Here is a 17,302-nt window from a genome sequence, read left to right as displayed (position 1 = left end):
GTCGCTGGGTCTCTTGTGTCCGGTTACTTGAAGTCGCGCAGGAGCGGGTGCAGACCGGAGAAGTCGCTGGATTCCTGGACGTTGACCTTGGGGTTGGATGCGTAGAAGCGGTCCATGTAGGCCATCGGAACAAACCAGGCCTGCTCGGTGACGTACTTGTTAAGGTCCTGCTGAGCCTGCTTGCGTTCGGTGTCGGATCCCGTCAGGACCGTGTTCCACAGCGCGTCAACCTTGGCGTCCGGCTGGTGGGAGACGTTCCAGATGCCGTCCTTGAGGACGTAGTCGGTGATGTCTTGGAGGGATTCGCCGTAGTTGCCCAGCTGCCACAGCGGTACGGGGAACTTGCCGCTGAGAAGCTCGGAGATGGCGTTGGGTCCGGACAATGCAACCTGCTCAACCTTGATGTTGATCTGGGCCAGCTGTTGGGTGATGTACGGCATCAGTGTTTCGTGGCCCTGGCCGGTCATCGTCGGAATCTGGAGGGTGAACCCGTCAGCGTAGCCGGCCTTCGCCATGAGCTTCTTGGCTTCGTCGACGTTGAAGGGGTACGGGTCCTTCATGTCCGGGATGTAGGCGTCACTTCCTTCACGGAAGATTTGGTATGCCGGTGATGCGTGCCCCTGGTACAACTTCTCGGACATCGCATTACGGTCAAAGACCATGTTCATGGCCTTACGGACATCGAGGTTGCCCAAGGCCGGGATCTTCTCGCCGAGGTGGTCGGTAATCAACAGGCGCGTGGTGCTGCTGCCCTTCAGCGTCTGAATGTTCTCGCCAGCGCCCTTTGCTTCCTCAAGTGTTGCTGAGGAAACGATGGTGCCATCGATCTGCTCGGTCTTCAGGGCGTTGACCGCCGCTGTCTCGTCTTCCAGGACCTTCAGGACAAGCTTCTTGTACGGGAAACGGCTGCTGTCCCAGAACGAGTCGTTCTTAGTGAACGTGTAGACGGAGCCGCGAGTGGTGTTGGCAACATCCAGAATGTAAGGCCCGGAACCGACCGGTACATCAAATTTCTTGCCCTGGATGGATGCAGGGGTGGCGACCTTGGCCTCACACATGCGCAGGGCCAGCAGCGGGTTGGGAACCGGCCAGGAGATTGCTACAGTCTGCGTGTCGGGGGTTGTGACGGTTATTCCGGCCCAACGGCTGGAGGCACCTCCGGCAGTGGCATAGTACTCAGCGTTGGTCTTCACCGCAGCAGCATCGACGGGGGTCCCGTCCGAGAATTTCACGCCCTCACGCAGGTGGAGGGTTGCCGTCTTCTGATCGGCGCTGATTTCCCATTTGTCGGCCAGAGATGCCTCCGGCTTGCCGTTCTTGTCGCATCGCAACAGGGAATCCCATACCGCGTCAGCGCTCCACCCCTGGTAGCCGGGCTGAACACCCGGGTCCCAGCCCTGAATGTCAGCCGTCATACCGAGGGTCAGGATGTCTTTGCTGGTCGAACTTCCATTCGTACCGCCCGTCTGGCCACCGCTCGTGCAGCCCGTCAAGGCTACAAGCCCCACGGCCAAGGGTGCCGCAAGGGCGACTAGAGCACGTCGTCGTGTGCGTCGCATGAATAACTCCTTTGTTGTTGAGGGCAGGAACGCTGCCAGCAACGGCCGCCAAATTCTCCAGTCGGTGACATGGAACCCAAAAGCGTGCAACGTTGTCCGTAAGAACTGTAAGCCAGACTCCTGAGACCGTCAAGAGACTTTTGTTGTTCAGCTCACAGCAGTACCTAGAGAAGCCTTTAGGGACGCCGATTTTTGATTTTTTGCCTCTCGATGCACAGACCCTCGACTGCTAAATTTTTCATGCCTATAGTGCAACGTTGTCCAACGCGATACACTGACCTAGCTATGAACTCAGACAGGAGGGGTCGAGGGTGACACCCAAACAAACCACATCCCCGGAAAAACCACGCCGGGCAACTCTTCAAGACGTTGCCAGCGAAGCAGGCGTGTCGTTCTCCGCGGTTTCAAAGGTCATCCGGGGCGCCTCCGGGGTTAGCCCGCAAATGCGGGAGCGCGTCACGGCTGCCATCGAGAAGCTGGGTTATCGGCCGCACGCCGGCGCCAGGGCGATGCGTGGAAAGTCGTACACGATCGGGGTCATGATCGTGGAAATGAGTTCGCCGTTCCAGCCTGAAGTGGTTCAGGGAATTACGGACGCCCTTGAGGGTACGCCCTACCAAGAGGTACTCATCGCGGGCGGGCTCTCCCCCGCCCGGCAGAAGCGAAGTATAGAAGCATTGATGGACCGCCAGGTGGACGGTCTCATTCTTGTCGCCCCTTGGATGGAGGCAGACTGGCTTGAGGAGCTGGGCGCCAAGATCCCGACAGTGGTTGTGGCACGGCATGGCACTGCCGCCAATTTTGACACCGTCGTTGACGACGAGTACCAGGGCGCCCGCCTGATGGTTGACCATTTGGTCTCCCTCGGCCATGAACGAATCGTCCATACGAGCATGCCCTCTGGTGGGCTGGAGCCCTTCGTTTTGTCGCATACTGCCCGTAGGCATGGCTACGAACAAGCCATGACGCGCCACGGACTTGTCCCGAAGGTCGTGGAAACCACCTACTCGGAGGTCGGCGGCTACGAGGCAGCGATCCAGGCGTTCTCTGGAGATGAGCGGCCCACGGCAATTTTCGCCGGAGCGGACATCGCCGCGCTCGGTGTCCTGCGCGCCGCCGAAGAGCGGGGACTTCAGGTCCCGGAGGAGCTCACTGTCGCCGGGTACGACAACATTTACGTTTCCGCCATCGGTCGGATCTCGCTAACTACCGTGGATCAATCCGGCCAGCTCACGGGAGCCAACAGCACAAGGCTCCTCCTGGAGCGCATCGGTGGCAGGACCCAACCGGCGCACTACGTGATTGCACCCCAATTGGTACCCCGCAAAACGAGCGCCGCGCCTGGGCACGTCGATCAAGCCACGCCGATTTCGGTTCAGCACTGAACGGACTTTGTCACCCATGCCGGCCTCCTTACACGATTCGAAGCAACGGCGACCGACCCTATACGACGTGGCCTCGGTTGCAGGCGTGTCACACCAGACGGTTTCCCGATACATCAAGGGCGGCAGCGCCCTCCGGCCGGCCACTGCAGAGCGAGTCGCAAAAGCATTGGCGGAGCTCCACTACACTCCAAATCTCGCCGCCCGCGCACTCCGGTCAGGAGAGCCCGACAAGATCTTTGTCGTTGTTCCGCACCACTCGATTCATGTCCCACCCAAAATGATCTCCGGCGCAAAAGCTGCCGCGCAGGCCCATGGATACCGCGTGGAGACTGTCATCCTGGACCGACATCCTGAGGCAGCCGACTCGCAATTCCGCCGGCTGCTCTCCGGTGGGGACGTCGCCGGAGTCCTTTCCTTCGCGCCATCGCCAAGGTCTGTCTCCGGCCCGTTAGTGAGCCAACCACCACTTGTTGTAGCCGGCGACGATGACGACGTACTGCCCGCACCAGGCACCCTTGCCGATGGCTCCCCTATCGGAGCCATCGTGCGGCACCTTGCTTCGCTGGGTCATAGCGACTTCTTCCATGTTGCTGGCCCATACGATTGGACCGCGGCCCGTAGACGCGCCGCCGCCTACTCCGAGACCATCATCGAAGTTGGCGTGACCTCCCATGGCATCGAGTCCGGCGACTGGACCCTGGCTTCAGGCTACGCGGCCGGCAAACGCATCGCAGCTCTTGAGCAGGTCACAGCCGTTGTAGCCGCCAATGACCAGATGGCAATCGGCGTGATCCGGGCACTCCATGACAATGGTTTCAAAGTCCCCGAGGACATCAGCGTTGTCGGCTGGGACGACATGGAAGAATCTTCCTTCCTCGTCCCGTCACTTTCCACGGTTCGAATGGATCAGGCAGCCGTGGGTGCCAGAAGCATGATGGGCCTCATCCGACAAACCCGGAACCCACCCAAATCGCCGTTACCCGCCGCGTTGGACACCCAGATCATACGGCGTGAATCCATCGGTCCCGCCAGGAAACGAAGGTCCGAAGGCCACGGCACCTAAGCAGCCGGACCGACGCAACCCACCAAACCTGATCGCCCTCCCACGTCACCTGCCCAACAGAGCATGCTGCCGCCGTTGAACATTACATCCATACCCTCCTCAGCCGACCACCTGCCACGGCCCGGTTCTCCGTGACATTTAGACGGTGAAAATCCACAGCACTTGTTCCCTTGACAGAGCCTTCCTTCGGCTCTAAGTTTATTGCAACCGATCTCAGCAACCGATCTCACTGCCAATTTTCATAAATGCAACCGATCTCAAAGGAGAGACTCGATGACCGACCGGTTCCTCCCTACCGACGGTGGCCCGCGTCCAGTAGGCGTCGTTTGAGCACGGCTCGCTCCCGCATTAGCAACTCAGTCCACAGGAGAAATTCATGATCAACAAGCGATGGGGCTTGGCACTAGTCACAGCCGTCGTAGCCGGCCTTGCCCTCAGTGGCTGCTCCCCCTCAGCTTCGGAACCCAAAGGGCCCGTGACGCTGAACTATTGGGACTTCCTTGATCCCAGCCAAAATAACCCACGCTCAAAGGCTCTCAAGGAAAACATTGCCAAGTTTGAGGCGGCCAATCCCGACATCAAGATCAACCTCTCCGTTGTTTCGCTGGGCGATATGTTGAATAGGCTCCCGCAAGCTGCGGCAGCCGGTCAGGCTCCTGACGTCTTCAAGATGTTCACTCCAGTCGTTCCCCAGATGGCCTCCGCCGGCGTCTACTCCCCGCTGCCTGATGCTGCTTCAAAGGTCACCGACTGGCTGCGTCCAACGGACACTCTCGCTGGGCCGGACGGCAAGACTGTTGCGGTGCCGTACGAATACCGAACCTGCGCCCTCTACTACAACGAAAAGATCCTTTCCCAGATCGGTGCGACCGTTCCCACCACGTACGACCAGGTTGTCCAGGTTGCCCAAAAGGCTGCCGCCGCTGGATACACCGGCTTCGGGACCGGTTTCTCGGACACGGACAATTCAGCCATCATCAGCACTTTCTTCAATTGCTTCATGTCGCAGGTTGACCAGGAAATCTGGAACAAAGATGGACAAGCTGATTTCGCCACGGCCAAAGGCAACGAGTTTGGCAACTTCCTGGCCAAGCTCAGGGACGCAAAGGCGCTGGGTAGCAACGTCGTCTCAGACACGTACGGCACCGTAGCTGACGGTATGGCGAGCGGCACGGTCGCCATGGCGGTTTTGGGCACGGAACGAGCGGTTTCCTTCGGCACGCAGAACAAGGACCTCAAGTGGACGGCCTTGCCGAAAGCAAGCACCGGAGACACGACGGGCACCACCATCGGGTGGACCCTGGGCATAGGCAATGGCAGCAAGAACACCGAGGCCGCCTGGAAGTTTATCGAGTACATGACCGGGCCGGAAGCCGGTGCCCTCATGGCAACTGGTGGTGAGGTACCCACCCGCGCAGCCACCTACCAGCAACCGTTCTTCTCCACCCCTGAGGCAAAGACCGTCAACGACATCGCAGCCTACGTCAAGACCAACAGTGAGCCACGCACATATTCCAACACGTGGACCGCGCTTGCCACGGGCCTCTCCCAAGCCGGGCAGAAACTGACTCTCAACGGCTCATCAGGCAACGACTTTATCCGTTCCGCGCAGGATGCGGCCAACAAGAAATAGCCGCCCGATATCAGGGGAGCCTGAGAAGTCAGGCTCCCCTGGGAAGGAACAGATAATGTCAACAGAAAGCCCCACCCGCAGCCCACGCAAGACCGCGGCTTCCCCCTCAGGCACCCCAACTGTTCGCCGCATCCGTAGGGACCGCATGGTATGGCTTTACGTGGTCCCGGTCAGCGCCGTCTTCCTCTTTGTTTTTGTGGGGCCACTCATCTACACAGCATGGACGGCCCTCCACGAGACAACTTATTACCAGATCGGCAAATTCTCCGGCCTGAATTCCTTCGTCCGGCTGTTCTCAGATTCCGACCTGCCCAGTCGCATATGGACAACTTTGGTATTTTCGCTCGGTGCCTTGGCCATCGCGTTGCCGGCCGGGCTTCTGTCTGCGATAGTGCTGAACAACCTCCACCGCTTCAAGCGCTCCGTCCGGAGCCTCTTCCTGCTGCCTTGGCTGATGTCACAGGCCACAGCTGGAACAATCTGGCTTTGGTTCCTCAACCCCAACTACGGTCCAGCCTCAGCCATCACCAAGTCCCTCGGGTTCGGTCCCACCGATGTATTCTCATCACCGACCAGCGCGCTTGTTGCAGTAACTCTGATGACGGCATGGTGGTCGTACCCGCAAGCCATGCTCCTCTTCCTGGGCGCCCTTCAAACAATTCCTGAAGAGCTCCGCGAAAGCCTCAAAGTCGACGGCGGCGGAGCCTGGCACGGATTTGTGAACATCACGCTCCCCTACTTGCGCAACACCATAGTCTCCGTCGTGGTAGTTCTTCTCATGCTCTATGTGCAGATGGTCACCATCATCCTGGTCACCACACGAGGAGGCCCCATCGGGTCTACGGAGACGTTGTCCATGCGCGTCTACAACCAGATGTTTGACAAGTTTGATCTGTCGGGAGCCTCAGCAACGGCAATCCTGCTTTTCGCTGTAAACATCGTCCTGACTCTCGTCGCCATTCGCTTCCGACGGAAGGAAAGCCTGTGAGCATCACAACCCCGCGCCGCCAGCGACGCTTGGGCAGTTTCATGCGGGCAGTCCCTGCTTGGGCATACGTCATTCTCTCCGCCGCTGTGGTTCTGCCTCCCGTCGCATGGATTGTGTCCACGTCGCTGAAGACCGCTTCGGGCACCCTGGAATTCCCACCAAGGTGGATACCTGCCCCCTTCTCCCCCGAGGGCTATGTTGGTCTCCTGACATCGACCAACATCCGCTTCTTCGTGAACTCCCTCATCTATGCCGGCGGCTCTATCGTCCTTGCACTGGCCATTTGTATCCCGGCGGCGTATGTGGCCACGAGGTACCGGAGCCGCCGCATGGAAACTTTGATGACCGGGATTCTGGTCCTGTCCATGGTCCCGGCGATCGTGGTATTTATCGCGCTGTACTCCATGTTCGTCAAGACCGCCTTGATCAACACCTACCCGATGTTGATCATCGTCTACACAGCGATCATCTGTGGACAAACCATCCTGTTTCTGCGCAATTTCATCGAGAACATACCGGTCGAAATCGAGGAAGCGGCGGCAATCGATGGCTGCTCCCGTTTGCAGATCCTGTGGCGCATCATCCTCCCACTCATCCGCCCCGGTATCGCTGCCGTAGCCATCTTCATCTTCGTTTTCGTTTGGAACGACTTCCTTGTGGGCACCGTCCTTGCCACCACAGAAGACATGAAGACCGTTCAGAACGGCATAGTGCGATACATAACCACCGGCTTCGGTAGCTTCTGGGGACTCTTCGCCGCATTCATCGTCGTTGCCTTCATTCCCGTTCTCTCAATCTTCCTCGCGTTCCAGCGCTGGTTTGTTGCCGGCATGACGTCCGGCGGAGTCAAGGGGTAGCTGAAGCAACCGTTCAGCCGCAAGGTCCGACAACTCAACAAGCAGGCCCCGTAACCGCCTCCAGCGGTTACGGGGCCTGCGGTGTTGCTAATGATTCCGAAGTGAGTGACTTATGAGTCTTCGCTCGAGCGCCAGTCGGGTGACTGAATCAGCTCTACGCGATTTCCGTCCGGATCGAGGAGGTAAACCAGCCACCCGCCTGCGATGGGACCTGAAGTCGGTGCAACGGGTTCGGACACCGCGCTGTAACCAAGCGCTGTTATCCTGGCGTACACCTCTCGCACATCGATATCTGTGAAGGCAAGGTGAGCCGTGCCCGGTTGCGCCTCTGATGGATTGACAGCCGGCAGTAGAGGCTCAGCATGGGCGAGTTCCAGCCGAAAGGATCCGTCACCGGCAGTGAGCATCATTGCTTTGACCTTGACGTTAGGACGGCCGTAAAGTTCGCCGACGTAGGGGCCCGACGTCCACTCATTCAAACGCGTAAAGCCCAGCCCTTTCTCGTAGAACCGGGCGCTGCGCTCGAGGTCCGCAACGTGCAGAGCAGTGTGGTGATGTCGCATGATGTGTCAGCTTCCTATTCCCAAATGTGCTCCGCCGGCCACATCGAGGGACACTCCCGTGATGTAACGGTTGTCGGGGTCGGACAGGAACAGGATGGCGCGGGCAACTTCTTCGGGCTCGGCAAAGCGACGCATCGGCAGTTGTGCTGCCCGCTTCGCACGGTTGGCGGCCGCGTCCGGGCCGGAGTCCCGGGCGAATTGTGCCCACATGGGTGTGTTCACGGGCCCTGGTGCGATCGCGTTCACGGAGATGCCGTCGGGTCCGAGCAATTCGGCAAAGGACCACATGATGTGAAGGACGGCGAGCTTGCTCGCGTTATAGGGCAGATAGTTGAGGCGTGCTTCTTTGGCCGCTACTGAGGACAGGACCACGATCGCGCCGGCTGTGCCTGTCTCAAGCATGGATTTCGAGGTCTCGCGTACCATCGTGAAAGTCGCCGTCGTGTTGATCCTCAGGATGGAGTCGAACTCTTCAGTGGTTGTGTCCATGATGTCCGGGGTGGGGCCGAGCACTCCGGCCGCGTGGACGAGGACATCTACGCGGCCGTACTTGGCTTGGATGTCCTGTATGACTGCTGCGCATTGCTCTTGCGCGGTGATGTCCAGGGGGTAGAACGCCTCCAGTGACTGGTCCTCCTTGGCGGAACGGTCGGCGCCGATAACGATTGCTCCTGCTGCTGTGAGTGCGCTGACCGCGGCGTCGCCGATTCCTCCGCTTGACCCGGTTACCAGAACCACCTGGTCTTTGAGGCTCATCGGTTCGCTCCGCTCTCGGCGCGGCTTAACAGCGGTGCTCCCATGGTCGGAGCGTGAGGTGCTTGCTTCATTGTCATTTCCTTACTCGATATTGCTCAGTCCGGGCGATTGCCGTTTGTTCGTGTTTGGTGCTGCTAGGGGCTTATCACCTCTTTGGCGCCAGAGGCTGCCCCTGCCCGGACTGCATCGGCGATTTCTGTGGCGCGGAGTGCCTGGGCGAATGTAACGGCAGGCGTTTCGCCCGTGCAGAACCTCAGCGCAGATTCTGCCTGCCGGAGGAATAGATCGGAGGGGGCAAAAGTCTTTTCGTACTGGCCGCCGTCACGGTCCCACATGCGAAGGGAATCGTTGGACCACAGCAACCGCCCCGCGGTGGCAAGGACATCGATGGTAAGGCTCCAATCGCCTTGATTCAGGCCCTGGGGCTCCTGCCAGGGCGACCAATAGCTCTGCATGGTGAACACCACTCCGGAGGGAAATTCCAGTGTGGAAACGACATGTTCCGGTACCGGAGACCCGTAGAGGCTGCTGCTGGCGCTGGTGGCCAGGACTTTCGGGGCACCCTCAAACCACGATGAGACCAGTTCGATGGCGTGAATGCCATTGACTACCGCGACGCCTCCCTCTTTCGGATCAGCACGCCATGAGTCGACGTTCTGCTTATGGGCAACCGATCGAACATTGACGGCGATCACATTGTTGTCCCTGACCCACTGGGAGACGAGTGGAGCACACGGATGCTGGTGGAGTGTGTACCCCACCATGAGTCGTTCGTCCACTCCCGAGGCGGCGCCAAGAATGGCAGCACCTTCTGCGTCCGCCGCCACCGGCTTTTCCGTCAGCACCCGGAATCCCTTGTTCAGCAGATCCGCACAGATGGCCGGTTGCAGAGTTGTAGGTAAAGCCACAACCACCAGGTCCAGCTGATCAGAATGGAGCTTCTGGGCACCGGGCACCAAGAGTGCACCGAGCTCCTGGGCCAAGGCCAACGCACGCTCGTCCTTGTCCACGAGGTGGGTGACATTGGCACCCGCATTGGCGAATGCCCGTGCATGCCGGGACCCGGCCCAGCCCGCCGCTCCGACCACCGCCACGCGCGGGGCCCGTGCCGCCGTCGTCATGAGACAGACCCCGCGAAGGCCCGACCGGGGGTGAAAGAGTTACTCATGAAATCTCTCCTTTGAGTGCATTCAATAAGCCAATGCGATCGGATTGATGGACCATCGGCATATCTTGGTGTCGTAAGAAAGGGGTGTTAGAGACCCTTTACTTTTGTTTTCGGAGCGGGCTTTGGAACCGGCAATTGATCTTCCAGCATGCGTGGCCTATTGACCATAATTGCCCCTGCCACAAGCACTACGAGCCAGGCACCGAGCATGCCGAACGAGGGCAGCCAGCCGTCCCTTGGACGGTGCAGGAGCGCGAAAAGGAATGGGCCTGCGCTTGCGAGTGCGTAGCCGGCTCCTTGGGCGAACGCGGATAAACTTCCTGAGCCGGATTGCGTGCGTGTTCGCTTATTGATAATGGTGAACGCAAAGGAATATGCGCCTTGGCCTAGTCCCGCCAAGACAACCCAAACCGCTGCAGTGGCTGGCGGAGCGAAGATGATGCCCCCGTACCCCATGGCAAAGGCGACGACAAACAGGATCGCCATAGGTAGGGGGCGGGGCATTCTTACGACAACCAGGGGCACAGTCAGGGCGACCGGCAACGCGAGGATCGAATAGAGGGCCAGCATGGAGCCAGCAGCTTCCTGTCCCATTCCCCTGTCGACGAGAACAACAGGAAGCCAAGCGAGCGCCGCAAAAGTATTGCTGGAGCAACCAGCAAAGATCAAGGCAGTGCCCCAGCCGATCGATGATCTCCAGGGTTTGACCAAGTTCGCAGGGGTCGACGGCCTATCGTTGGCTAGTGAGGTCCCGGAGTGGGCAACGGTCCGGTTGGCTAAACGAAGAAGAATCAGCCAAGGGATCGCGGCAAGCGTACTGAGGACAGCCCAAATTCCTGTGGAGAACCGCCACCCATGAAGATTTCCCAAAGGAATGGCAAATTGGGCGGCCACGGCCGTGCTGACACCTAGGAGCGTGACATGGAGCGCTGCGAGAATCCCGATTCTGTCGGGAAAGTACTTCATCAACACAGGCGGAGCCACGACATTGACCAGGCCAATCCCGAGCATGGCGATGCAGGTGAACACCAGGAATGCCAACACATTCCATCCCGCTGCGCGGCCGACCTGACCACATGTTGTCAGCAGGATGGCAATCAGTAGAAGGTGTTCGAGCTGGATACGCCGCAGGAGCGGCAAGGCAAAGAAACCCATCACTGCGAAGGCGGCCGTCGGCAGCATCCCAAGGATCCCTGTGCTTACCGCGTCGAAGGGAAGGTCGGCGCTTATTTGGCCAAGGAGCGGGGACACTGCCGACACCGCTTCTCTGGCGCTGAAAGCCACCAGCAGGATGCCTGCAAGCGCAGTGAGACGCCCCCGGAATGGCCGTCTCTCTGCTGTTAGCTTGCGTTGACTGCGTGGCTGGCCCATTCCCGCCCGGCTTGTTCTTCTGTCGGTAAACCGGCGGCTGCGAGAATCTGGTCCAGCAGGCGCTGGGTGTGAACAGCTTCGCGGCCCGAGGTAAGCGGCTGTGCCCTGTCAGCGACCCGGTCCAGGAAGTGGTGAACGGCGGCAGAGAACCCGAGGGTGTCTGTCGCAGTGGCCCAGCCGTACGCTTCGGCGCTCAGCTCCCGCGATGTCGTGATGCCGTTGATGGTGGTGGACACCGCTTCAGGTGCCCTGACTTCGACGGATTTGCCGTCACCATAGGCGTCCAGCTTCTCGTTCCATGCCCCCGCTGTACGGGCGGCCATCAGGACGCCGGTGTTGCCGGTGCTGAAGCGGATGGTCGCTGCGACGCCGTCTTCTTCCCAGGGGTCCTCACCTGCGGCGTGGGCGGCGACCTGTTCTGGTTCGCCTCCGCAGTACCAGCGAAGGAGATCGACCATGTGAATTGCATTCTCGAATGTTGCACGGTATTCGGATCCAGGGCGGTTCTTTTGAGCGACGCAGAAGGTAGCACCCTTGTCGCCAAAAGCTTCCCGGCCGGCCGTGTAGACGGGCGCATAGCGGCGGTTGAAGTCAACCATCAGTATCCGTCCCCGCTCGTCGGCGAGATCTGCCAGGCGTTCTGCTTCATCGGTCGCTGGAGCCAGTGGCTTCTCACAGAACACGTCCACGTCGCGGCTGAGGCAGAGCTGGACGGCATGGGCATGCTCGGATCGTGGCGTCAGCACGAAGACGGCATCCAGCTCCTGCGCAGCAAGCATGTCCTCCACCGATTTGTAGGCGGCGTTGAAGCCCCAGCGTCGGACCAGGCTGCTCGGATCTTCGCGCCGGGACACCAGCGCGGCCAATTCCACGTCGTCGCGTTGAACGAGGGTGGGCAGTTGGGCGATGGTGGCAATGTTGCCAGCGCCGATGACGCCGACACGGAGGCGGTTGGTGTTCATCAGGCGTTCCTTACTTCAGCAAGATCGGTGAGCATTGAGCGCAGAACGGATACGGATTCCCTGAATCCGTCCTCGGGCGCGGGGAGGTCTTGCGGGTGCCAACGGTATTCGAGCTCGATGCTCAGCACATCGTCATAGCCGTGCTGCAGCAACGCAGCCAGGATCTGGGACCACGGAACGACGCCGCTTCCGACGACGCGTGAACGGACTGCCCGCTCTGAGGCGTTGACCCTGGCTGTTTCTGTGGCGCGGAAGGCCGCGTTGGGATCTGTGAAGACAAGATCCTTCACGTGGACGTGACCGATAAGGTCGCCTTGGACGGCGAAGGCCTGTTCGTAGGTTTCATCGTGCGTGAATGTCAGGTTCGCCTGGTCATAGAGGACGCGAACGGCCGGATGGGCAATTTCCCGGACAAGGGCAGCGGTGTCCGCCGCGGTCTGGGTCATGGTGCCGAAGTGGTTTTCCACGCATAGGCGAACACCGGCCTGGCCTGCTTCGGGTGCAAGGGTCTCCAACGCCCTACGCAGTTGTCCCCACCGCGCATCGTGGTCGTTGTCTCCGGGGTGCCACGAGCCAGCATAGACACGGACCCGGTCGGCGCCAAGCAGGTGTGCGGTTTCTATGGCGCCACGGAATTCATCGACAGCTGTGCGCCATTCAGCGTCGTCGAGGGAGTTGATGGCGGTTGTGTAGGGCGTCAGACCTACGATGGGAAGCCCTGCGTTTTCAGCCGCTTTCAGTGCCTCCATCGCGGCACGACGGTCACCTAAAGGCAATCCGGATTTGTAGTCATTCTGGTAGATGACTTCGGCGGCATCGAGCCCTGCGGCTCGGAATAGATCAATTGCTTGGGGAACCGTGTGGTCCGGGGTGCCTAGTGTGTGACCGGCTAGCCGCATTGTTTATGTCCTTTCTGGAGTGTTTGGAGGTGCTGTCCAGTCCGCAGGACCGACCAGCCGGGGTGGGGCTGCGACGCGGGATCGATCCACGATTTCCATCAGCAATCCCCAAGGGGTGATGAAGTAGGTCCAGCGGTTGCCGGCTACCCGGGGGCTGTCGCCGGCGACTTCCTTGCGCTCACCGAGCACGCGTACCCCGGGTGTTTCCTGCAGCACTGCGATCGCTTCATCTACGTCGTCCACGACGAAGCACAAGTGGTGGCCACCGGCGTCGCAGTGCCGCGGTGGCGTTTCTCGCCGTTCGGCGCTGCTCCATTCGAAAAGTTCGATGTTGAGGTTTGGTGGCAGGCGCAGCATCGCGAGTGTGAGCTTGGCATCTGCAGGGACTTCGAAGTTTGTGGGCATGAATTCTTCGTCGGGCCCGCGTTCGGAGCGATATAACTCTTCGGCTCCGAGGACGTCGACGAAGAAGCGGATGCCTTCTTCGAGGTTTGGAACCGTCAACCCGACGTGGTCTGTGTGCTGGAGTCCCGGCAGACGCCGGAGCCTCTGCTCCTGTACCCCGCTCATTTGCGCGGCCCCGAGGTGGAAGCCCGGACCAAAAGCTCAGGCTCGAGGACGATATGATCCACCGATCCGTCCAGATTTTGTTTTTCAGCCAGTTCGATGGCAATGTGCCCCATGTCAGCGATCGGCTGGCGGACCGTTGTCAGGGCAGGGTTGAACCGGGAACCAAGAGCCAGACCGTCGAATCCGACCACCGAGACGTCTTCCGGCACCCGCACGCCGCGGCTACCCAGCGCCGAGATCACGGCAAAAGCCACCATGTCGTTGGCCGCGATGATAGCCGTTGGCGGATTGTCCATGTCCAGGAAATGCTCGGCGCCGCGGGTGCCCGCATCAAGATCAGACCCGCTGTCCAGCACTATAGGTGTGCTACCGCTCCGGGCCGTGAGTTCCAAGTAGGCGTCCATCCGATCCTGAGCGGTGTGCGTGCCCGCGATGCCGGATACGTAGCCGATCTGGGTGTGCCCCAGACCGTGCAGGTGCTCCAGTGCAAGCATGATGCCTCGGCGGCTGTCAACCGTGACGGTGGGCACGGAGGTGTCGCCCTCCACGCGGTCGATCACCACAACCTTGTGGCCGAAGGCGAAGCGCTTCAGCGCCTCGGTATCTACCTTTGTCGACGGAGCAACGATCCCGAACGGGGCGTACATGGCCTGCATGGCCGTGAAATATCCATCGGTTTTGGCCGGATCCCCGTTGGTGACGCAAAGCATCAATTGGTAGCCGCGCTCGTCTGCTGCCTGTGTCATCGTTTTGGCAAGTTCTGCGAAGAAGGGGTTGGTGATATCGGGCACAATCAGCGGAATGATGGTGCTGGTCTTCCGGCGCAGCGCCTGTGCGAGCGGGCTCATCGTGTAGCCGAGCCCCTCGGCGACCCGGAGGATGTGCTCGCGTGTTTCGCTCTTCACCGCCTCTGGGCGTGAGAAGGCCCGGGAGACCGTCGACCGATGGACACCGGCCGCTTTTGCGACGACGTCGATACTCAAGTCAGGCATGTTCTCTTCCTCCGTGCTGGTCGTCATAGGCCTGCCAAATGGGGCGCATGACATCTTCGAGTTGGGCCAGCGTTGGCAGGCCCCGGAATCCATCTTCCAGTGTCCGGGCGACGCTGCGCACAAATGGATCGTAGAGAGGGTCGCTGTCCACGTTGATCTTGTCGACGTCCGTGGTTCCGTCCAAGGCCGTGAAAGTAGCTGTGCCATCGGAATCAACGGTGGCGAATCCAGTGTCACCGACGGACGTAAAGCTGCAATACCGCTTCAGCGGCGAACCAGGGAATGCGTAGCCCACCTCCACAATCGCTTCGCGTCCTTCCGGCGTGGTGATGATCAGGCTGGCATGGTCCTCGATAGCTTGGCCGTGAAGAACCGATGAGAGTCGGGAATCCACCTGCGCTGCAGACTCCTCGCACCCTCTGAGGAACAGGTCAACAAAATGCGGGCCCAGGTTTGCGAGGCAGCCTCCCCCGGCCTTGACCGGGTCCAGCATCCACGGATTGGCATTGTCGAGATACCGGCCCGGAGGGCCAGCAATGAATGAGGCTCGCTGGTAGGTGGGCCTGCCGGCCTTGGCCAACCACTTCTCTGTGGGTCCGCCGCGCTGGACGAGGGGCACAGTGGCCGGTACACCAGCTGCTTCGGCAGCTTGGCGCACGGTGGAAAGCTCGCCAAGCGAAGTGCCCAATGGCTTTTCCACCACAAATGGAATGCCCCGCTCGATCAAGGCCATGCACTTTTCTGCCATTCCCTCGTGGGGACCAAACACATATGCGAGCCCGACGTCGGGCAAATCCACCAGTTTCCGCCAGTCAGCTTCAACCGGCGCTCCCCAGCCGTCGGCCAGTCTCTTTACCTGCACACGGGAGACATCATCGTCGCCTACTGCGATGACTTCGTGTTCTTCGGCCATGGCCTGTGCGCAGAGCGGCACATGCCAATGGGAAGCGCCGAGAATGATTGTTCGTACATGAGTCAACCGCGATACCCCCTTGTATGAGATCGGTTGCTGAGATCGGTTGCAATAACACTATGGATGGTGGGAGAGTTTGTCAACGAAACATCAATAGAGCCGGGGTTGGCTCAAGAGAATGACGTCACCCGGCCAGAGAGAGGCCACCATGTATAAGAAACTTCGCACCCTGCAGACCATCGATGAGTCCGGGGCCGTCCTCATCGTTCGGCTTGAGAGCGCCGAAATCGCCGAAAAGGTCGCGGAGGCTGCCATCGAGGGAGGCTTCCGGGCACTGGAAATCACCCTTTCGATTCCCGGCGCCGTAGACGTGATCCGCCGCCTGGCAGCAAAGCACGGACCAAGCGGCGTGGCCGTCGGGGCGGGGACTGTGCTCGATGAACACTCCGCGTACGAGTGCATTCGCGCCGGCGCCGAGTTCCTGGTCAGCCCCCAGCTGAACCCCGCGATGATCCGCACAGCAAACCGGTACCAGGTACCAACAATCAGCGGAGCGTACACGCCGACGGAATTCGTCGAGTCCGCTGAGGCAGGCGCTGACATCCTCAAGCTCTTCCCCACCGAAGCCGGCGGGGTGGCCTATGCGAAGGCAGTTCTGGCACCACTGGCACATCTGCCCATCATGCCCGCAGGTGGTGTAACGCTGGAAAATGTGGGCGAATGGTTCGCCGCAGGTGTGGCAGGGGTCGGCGTGGGCAGCTACGTGACAAAGGCATGGCAGCCGGACGGCGACTTTACCCGCGTCACCGAAGCAGCCCGGTCTTTCCTCGCCGCAGTAGCAGAGGCCCGCCGATAATGTCCCCGGAAGTCTTCATCGTCATTGGACCGGCCGGCTCAGGAAAAACGACGATTGCCCAACAAACGGCTGAGAAGCATAAGGCGGCATACCTTGACAAGGACCGGGTGAGCGGCCGTTTTGTCGAGTTCGCACTGACTGCCACGGGGCATGACCCAACCGACCGTGAGTCCAATGACTACTATCGCGCCAACCTGCTGCCCCTTGAGTACGAGACTCTCATGGATGTGGCAGGAGTAAACCTGCGCCTCGGCCGCTCCGTAGTCCTCGATGCCCCCTTCGGGGCCTATTTTGGCGACCCGAACTATCTGACCCGGGCGGCCACCGACTTCAACTGGCCCTCCCCCGAGATCACAGTGATACGGGTCCGGGTGCCGCAGGACGTTCTGCGTTCGCGGCTCACCCGCCGTGGCCTTGAGCGCGACCAGTGGAAGCTTGCACACTGGGATGACTACTGGGCCACTTATGGCAGCCTCGAATGCGCCTGGTCCGGAGTCCAGTTTCAGGACCTCAATAACGAGGCTCCCCTTCCCGTCGATTGATGCGGCCGCGGGTGGGGTATCAGTGGCATTGGCTTGGATGATGCGGAGGGAACGGGCATTGACAAGCATCACACCCCATCCGTATCGTTGAATGCAACCGATCTCAGCAACCGATCTCATTCGGGGACCTGGAGGTCTTTGAAAGATTTCCGCTATAAAGCAAGCAGCGCCCCCTGCGCCGCACCGACCGCCGCTCTCGGCATCCGGTATCCGGTCGGACCCATT

At 60.2% G+C, this 17,302-nt stretch carries 17 protein-coding genes; 7 read left to right on the top strand and 10 right to left on the bottom strand.

Annotated features, from left to right (window positions below; translation table 11 throughout):
- Positions 1–23: 23 nt before the first annotated feature.
- On the bottom strand, positions 24–1,559 hold the full coding sequence (locus tag LDN90_RS10915) for an ABC transporter substrate-binding protein (protein ID WP_223949073.1): 1,536 nt from the start codon (positions 1,557–1,559) through the stop codon (positions 24–26).
- Between the two features lie 311 nt (positions 1,560–1,870).
- On the opposite strand from LDN90_RS10915, the gene LDN90_RS10910 reads away from it, so the two are divergent.
- From LDN90_RS10910 to LDN90_RS10890, 5 genes are all read left to right on the top strand, one after another.
- The gene (locus tag LDN90_RS10910; RefSeq protein WP_223949072.1) at positions 1,871–2,944 is read left to right on the top strand and encodes a LacI family DNA-binding transcriptional regulator; all 1,074 of its coding nucleotides are present in this window, start codon (positions 1,871–1,873) and stop codon (positions 2,942–2,944) included.
- Between the two features lie 85 nt (positions 2,945–3,029).
- Complete coding sequence (locus tag LDN90_RS10905; RefSeq protein ID WP_263426287.1) at positions 3,030–4,007, top strand: substrate-binding domain-containing protein; 978 nt, start codon at positions 3,030–3,032, stop codon at positions 4,005–4,007.
- A 376-nt stretch (positions 4,008–4,383) separates the two neighbouring features.
- A complete protein-coding gene (locus LDN90_RS10900) occupies positions 4,384–5,640 on the top strand; it encodes an extracellular solute-binding protein (protein WP_223949070.1) in 1,257 nt (418 codons plus the stop codon).
- A gap of 55 nt (positions 5,641–5,695) precedes the next feature.
- Positions 5,696–6,628, top strand: a complete 933-nt coding sequence (locus LDN90_RS10895; RefSeq protein ID WP_223949069.1) for a sugar ABC transporter permease — start codon at positions 5,696–5,698, stop codon at positions 6,626–6,628.
- Positions 6,625–7,485, top strand: a complete 861-nt coding sequence (locus LDN90_RS10890) for a carbohydrate ABC transporter permease (protein WP_223949068.1) — start codon at positions 6,625–6,627, stop codon at positions 7,483–7,485. The genes LDN90_RS10895 and LDN90_RS10890 overlap by 4 nt, the downstream gene beginning before the upstream one ends.
- 110 nt (positions 7,486–7,595) lie before the next feature.
- Here LDN90_RS10890 and LDN90_RS10885 read toward each other — a convergent pair whose 3' ends face one another.
- From LDN90_RS10885 to LDN90_RS10845, 9 genes are all read right to left on the bottom strand, one after another.
- Positions 7,596–8,048: a VOC family protein gene (locus LDN90_RS10885; protein ID WP_216923461.1), complete on the bottom strand. Its 453-nt coding sequence runs from the start codon at positions 8,046–8,048 to the stop codon at positions 7,596–7,598.
- 6 nt (positions 8,049–8,054) lie between these two features.
- Positions 8,055–8,804 carry an SDR family oxidoreductase gene (locus LDN90_RS10880; protein ID WP_216923459.1) on the bottom strand — a complete coding sequence of 250 codons (750 nt, stop codon included), beginning with the start codon at positions 8,802–8,804 and terminating at the stop codon, positions 8,055–8,057.
- Between the two features lie 134 nt (positions 8,805–8,938).
- The gene (locus LDN90_RS10875; protein WP_223949067.1) at positions 8,939–9,925 is read right to left on the bottom strand and encodes a Gfo/Idh/MocA family oxidoreductase; all 987 of its coding nucleotides are present in this window, start codon (positions 9,923–9,925) and stop codon (positions 8,939–8,941) included.
- 134 nt (positions 9,926–10,059) lie between these two features.
- Positions 10,060–11,223: an MFS transporter gene (locus tag LDN90_RS10870; protein ID WP_263426286.1), complete on the bottom strand. Its 1,164-nt coding sequence runs from the start codon at positions 11,221–11,223 to the stop codon at positions 10,060–10,062.
- A gap of 89 nt (positions 11,224–11,312) precedes the next feature.
- Complete coding sequence (locus LDN90_RS10865; RefSeq protein WP_223949066.1) at positions 11,313–12,305, bottom strand: Gfo/Idh/MocA family oxidoreductase; 993 nt, start codon at positions 12,303–12,305, stop codon at positions 11,313–11,315.
- Positions 12,305–13,204 carry a sugar phosphate isomerase/epimerase family protein gene (locus tag LDN90_RS10860; RefSeq protein WP_223949065.1) on the bottom strand — a complete coding sequence of 300 codons (900 nt, stop codon included), beginning with the start codon at positions 13,202–13,204 and terminating at the stop codon, positions 12,305–12,307. Before LDN90_RS10860 ends, LDN90_RS10865 begins: the two co-directional genes overlap by 1 nt.
- Before the next feature lie 3 nt (positions 13,205–13,207).
- A complete protein-coding gene (locus tag LDN90_RS10855) occupies positions 13,208–13,774 on the bottom strand; it encodes a VOC family protein (RefSeq protein WP_223949064.1) in 567 nt (188 codons plus the stop codon).
- On the bottom strand, positions 13,771–14,766 hold the full coding sequence (locus LDN90_RS10850) for a LacI family DNA-binding transcriptional regulator (RefSeq protein ID WP_223949063.1): 996 nt from the start codon (positions 14,764–14,766) through the stop codon (positions 13,771–13,773). The genes LDN90_RS10855 and LDN90_RS10850 overlap by 4 nt, the downstream gene beginning before the upstream one ends.
- Positions 14,759–15,679, bottom strand: a complete 921-nt coding sequence (locus LDN90_RS10845) for a Gfo/Idh/MocA family oxidoreductase (RefSeq protein ID WP_223949062.1) — start codon at positions 15,677–15,679, stop codon at positions 14,759–14,761. Before LDN90_RS10845 ends, LDN90_RS10850 begins: the two co-directional genes overlap by 8 nt.
- Before the next feature lie 208 nt (positions 15,680–15,887).
- Between LDN90_RS10845 and eda the strand changes: the two genes are divergently transcribed.
- Together eda and LDN90_RS10835 are read left to right on the top strand one after the other, a co-directional pair.
- A complete protein-coding gene (gene eda / locus LDN90_RS10840) occupies positions 15,888–16,535 on the top strand; it encodes a bifunctional 4-hydroxy-2-oxoglutarate aldolase/2-dehydro-3-deoxy-phosphogluconate aldolase (RefSeq protein WP_216923437.1) in 648 nt (215 codons plus the stop codon).
- Complete coding sequence (locus tag LDN90_RS10835) at positions 16,535–17,077, top strand: AAA family ATPase (RefSeq protein WP_223949061.1); 543 nt, start codon at positions 16,535–16,537, stop codon at positions 17,075–17,077. The genes eda and LDN90_RS10835 overlap by 1 nt, the downstream gene beginning before the upstream one ends.
- Positions 17,078–17,302 lie beyond the last annotated feature (225 nt).

The organism is Arthrobacter sp. NtRootA1 (genome assembly GCF_019976975.1).
Classification (GTDB): domain Bacteria; phylum Actinomycetota; class Actinomycetes; order Actinomycetales; family Micrococcaceae; genus Arthrobacter; species Arthrobacter aromaticivorans.
The sequence above is the reverse complement of the archived record's forward strand: the minus strand, read 5'-3'. Positions and strand labels throughout refer to the sequence as shown.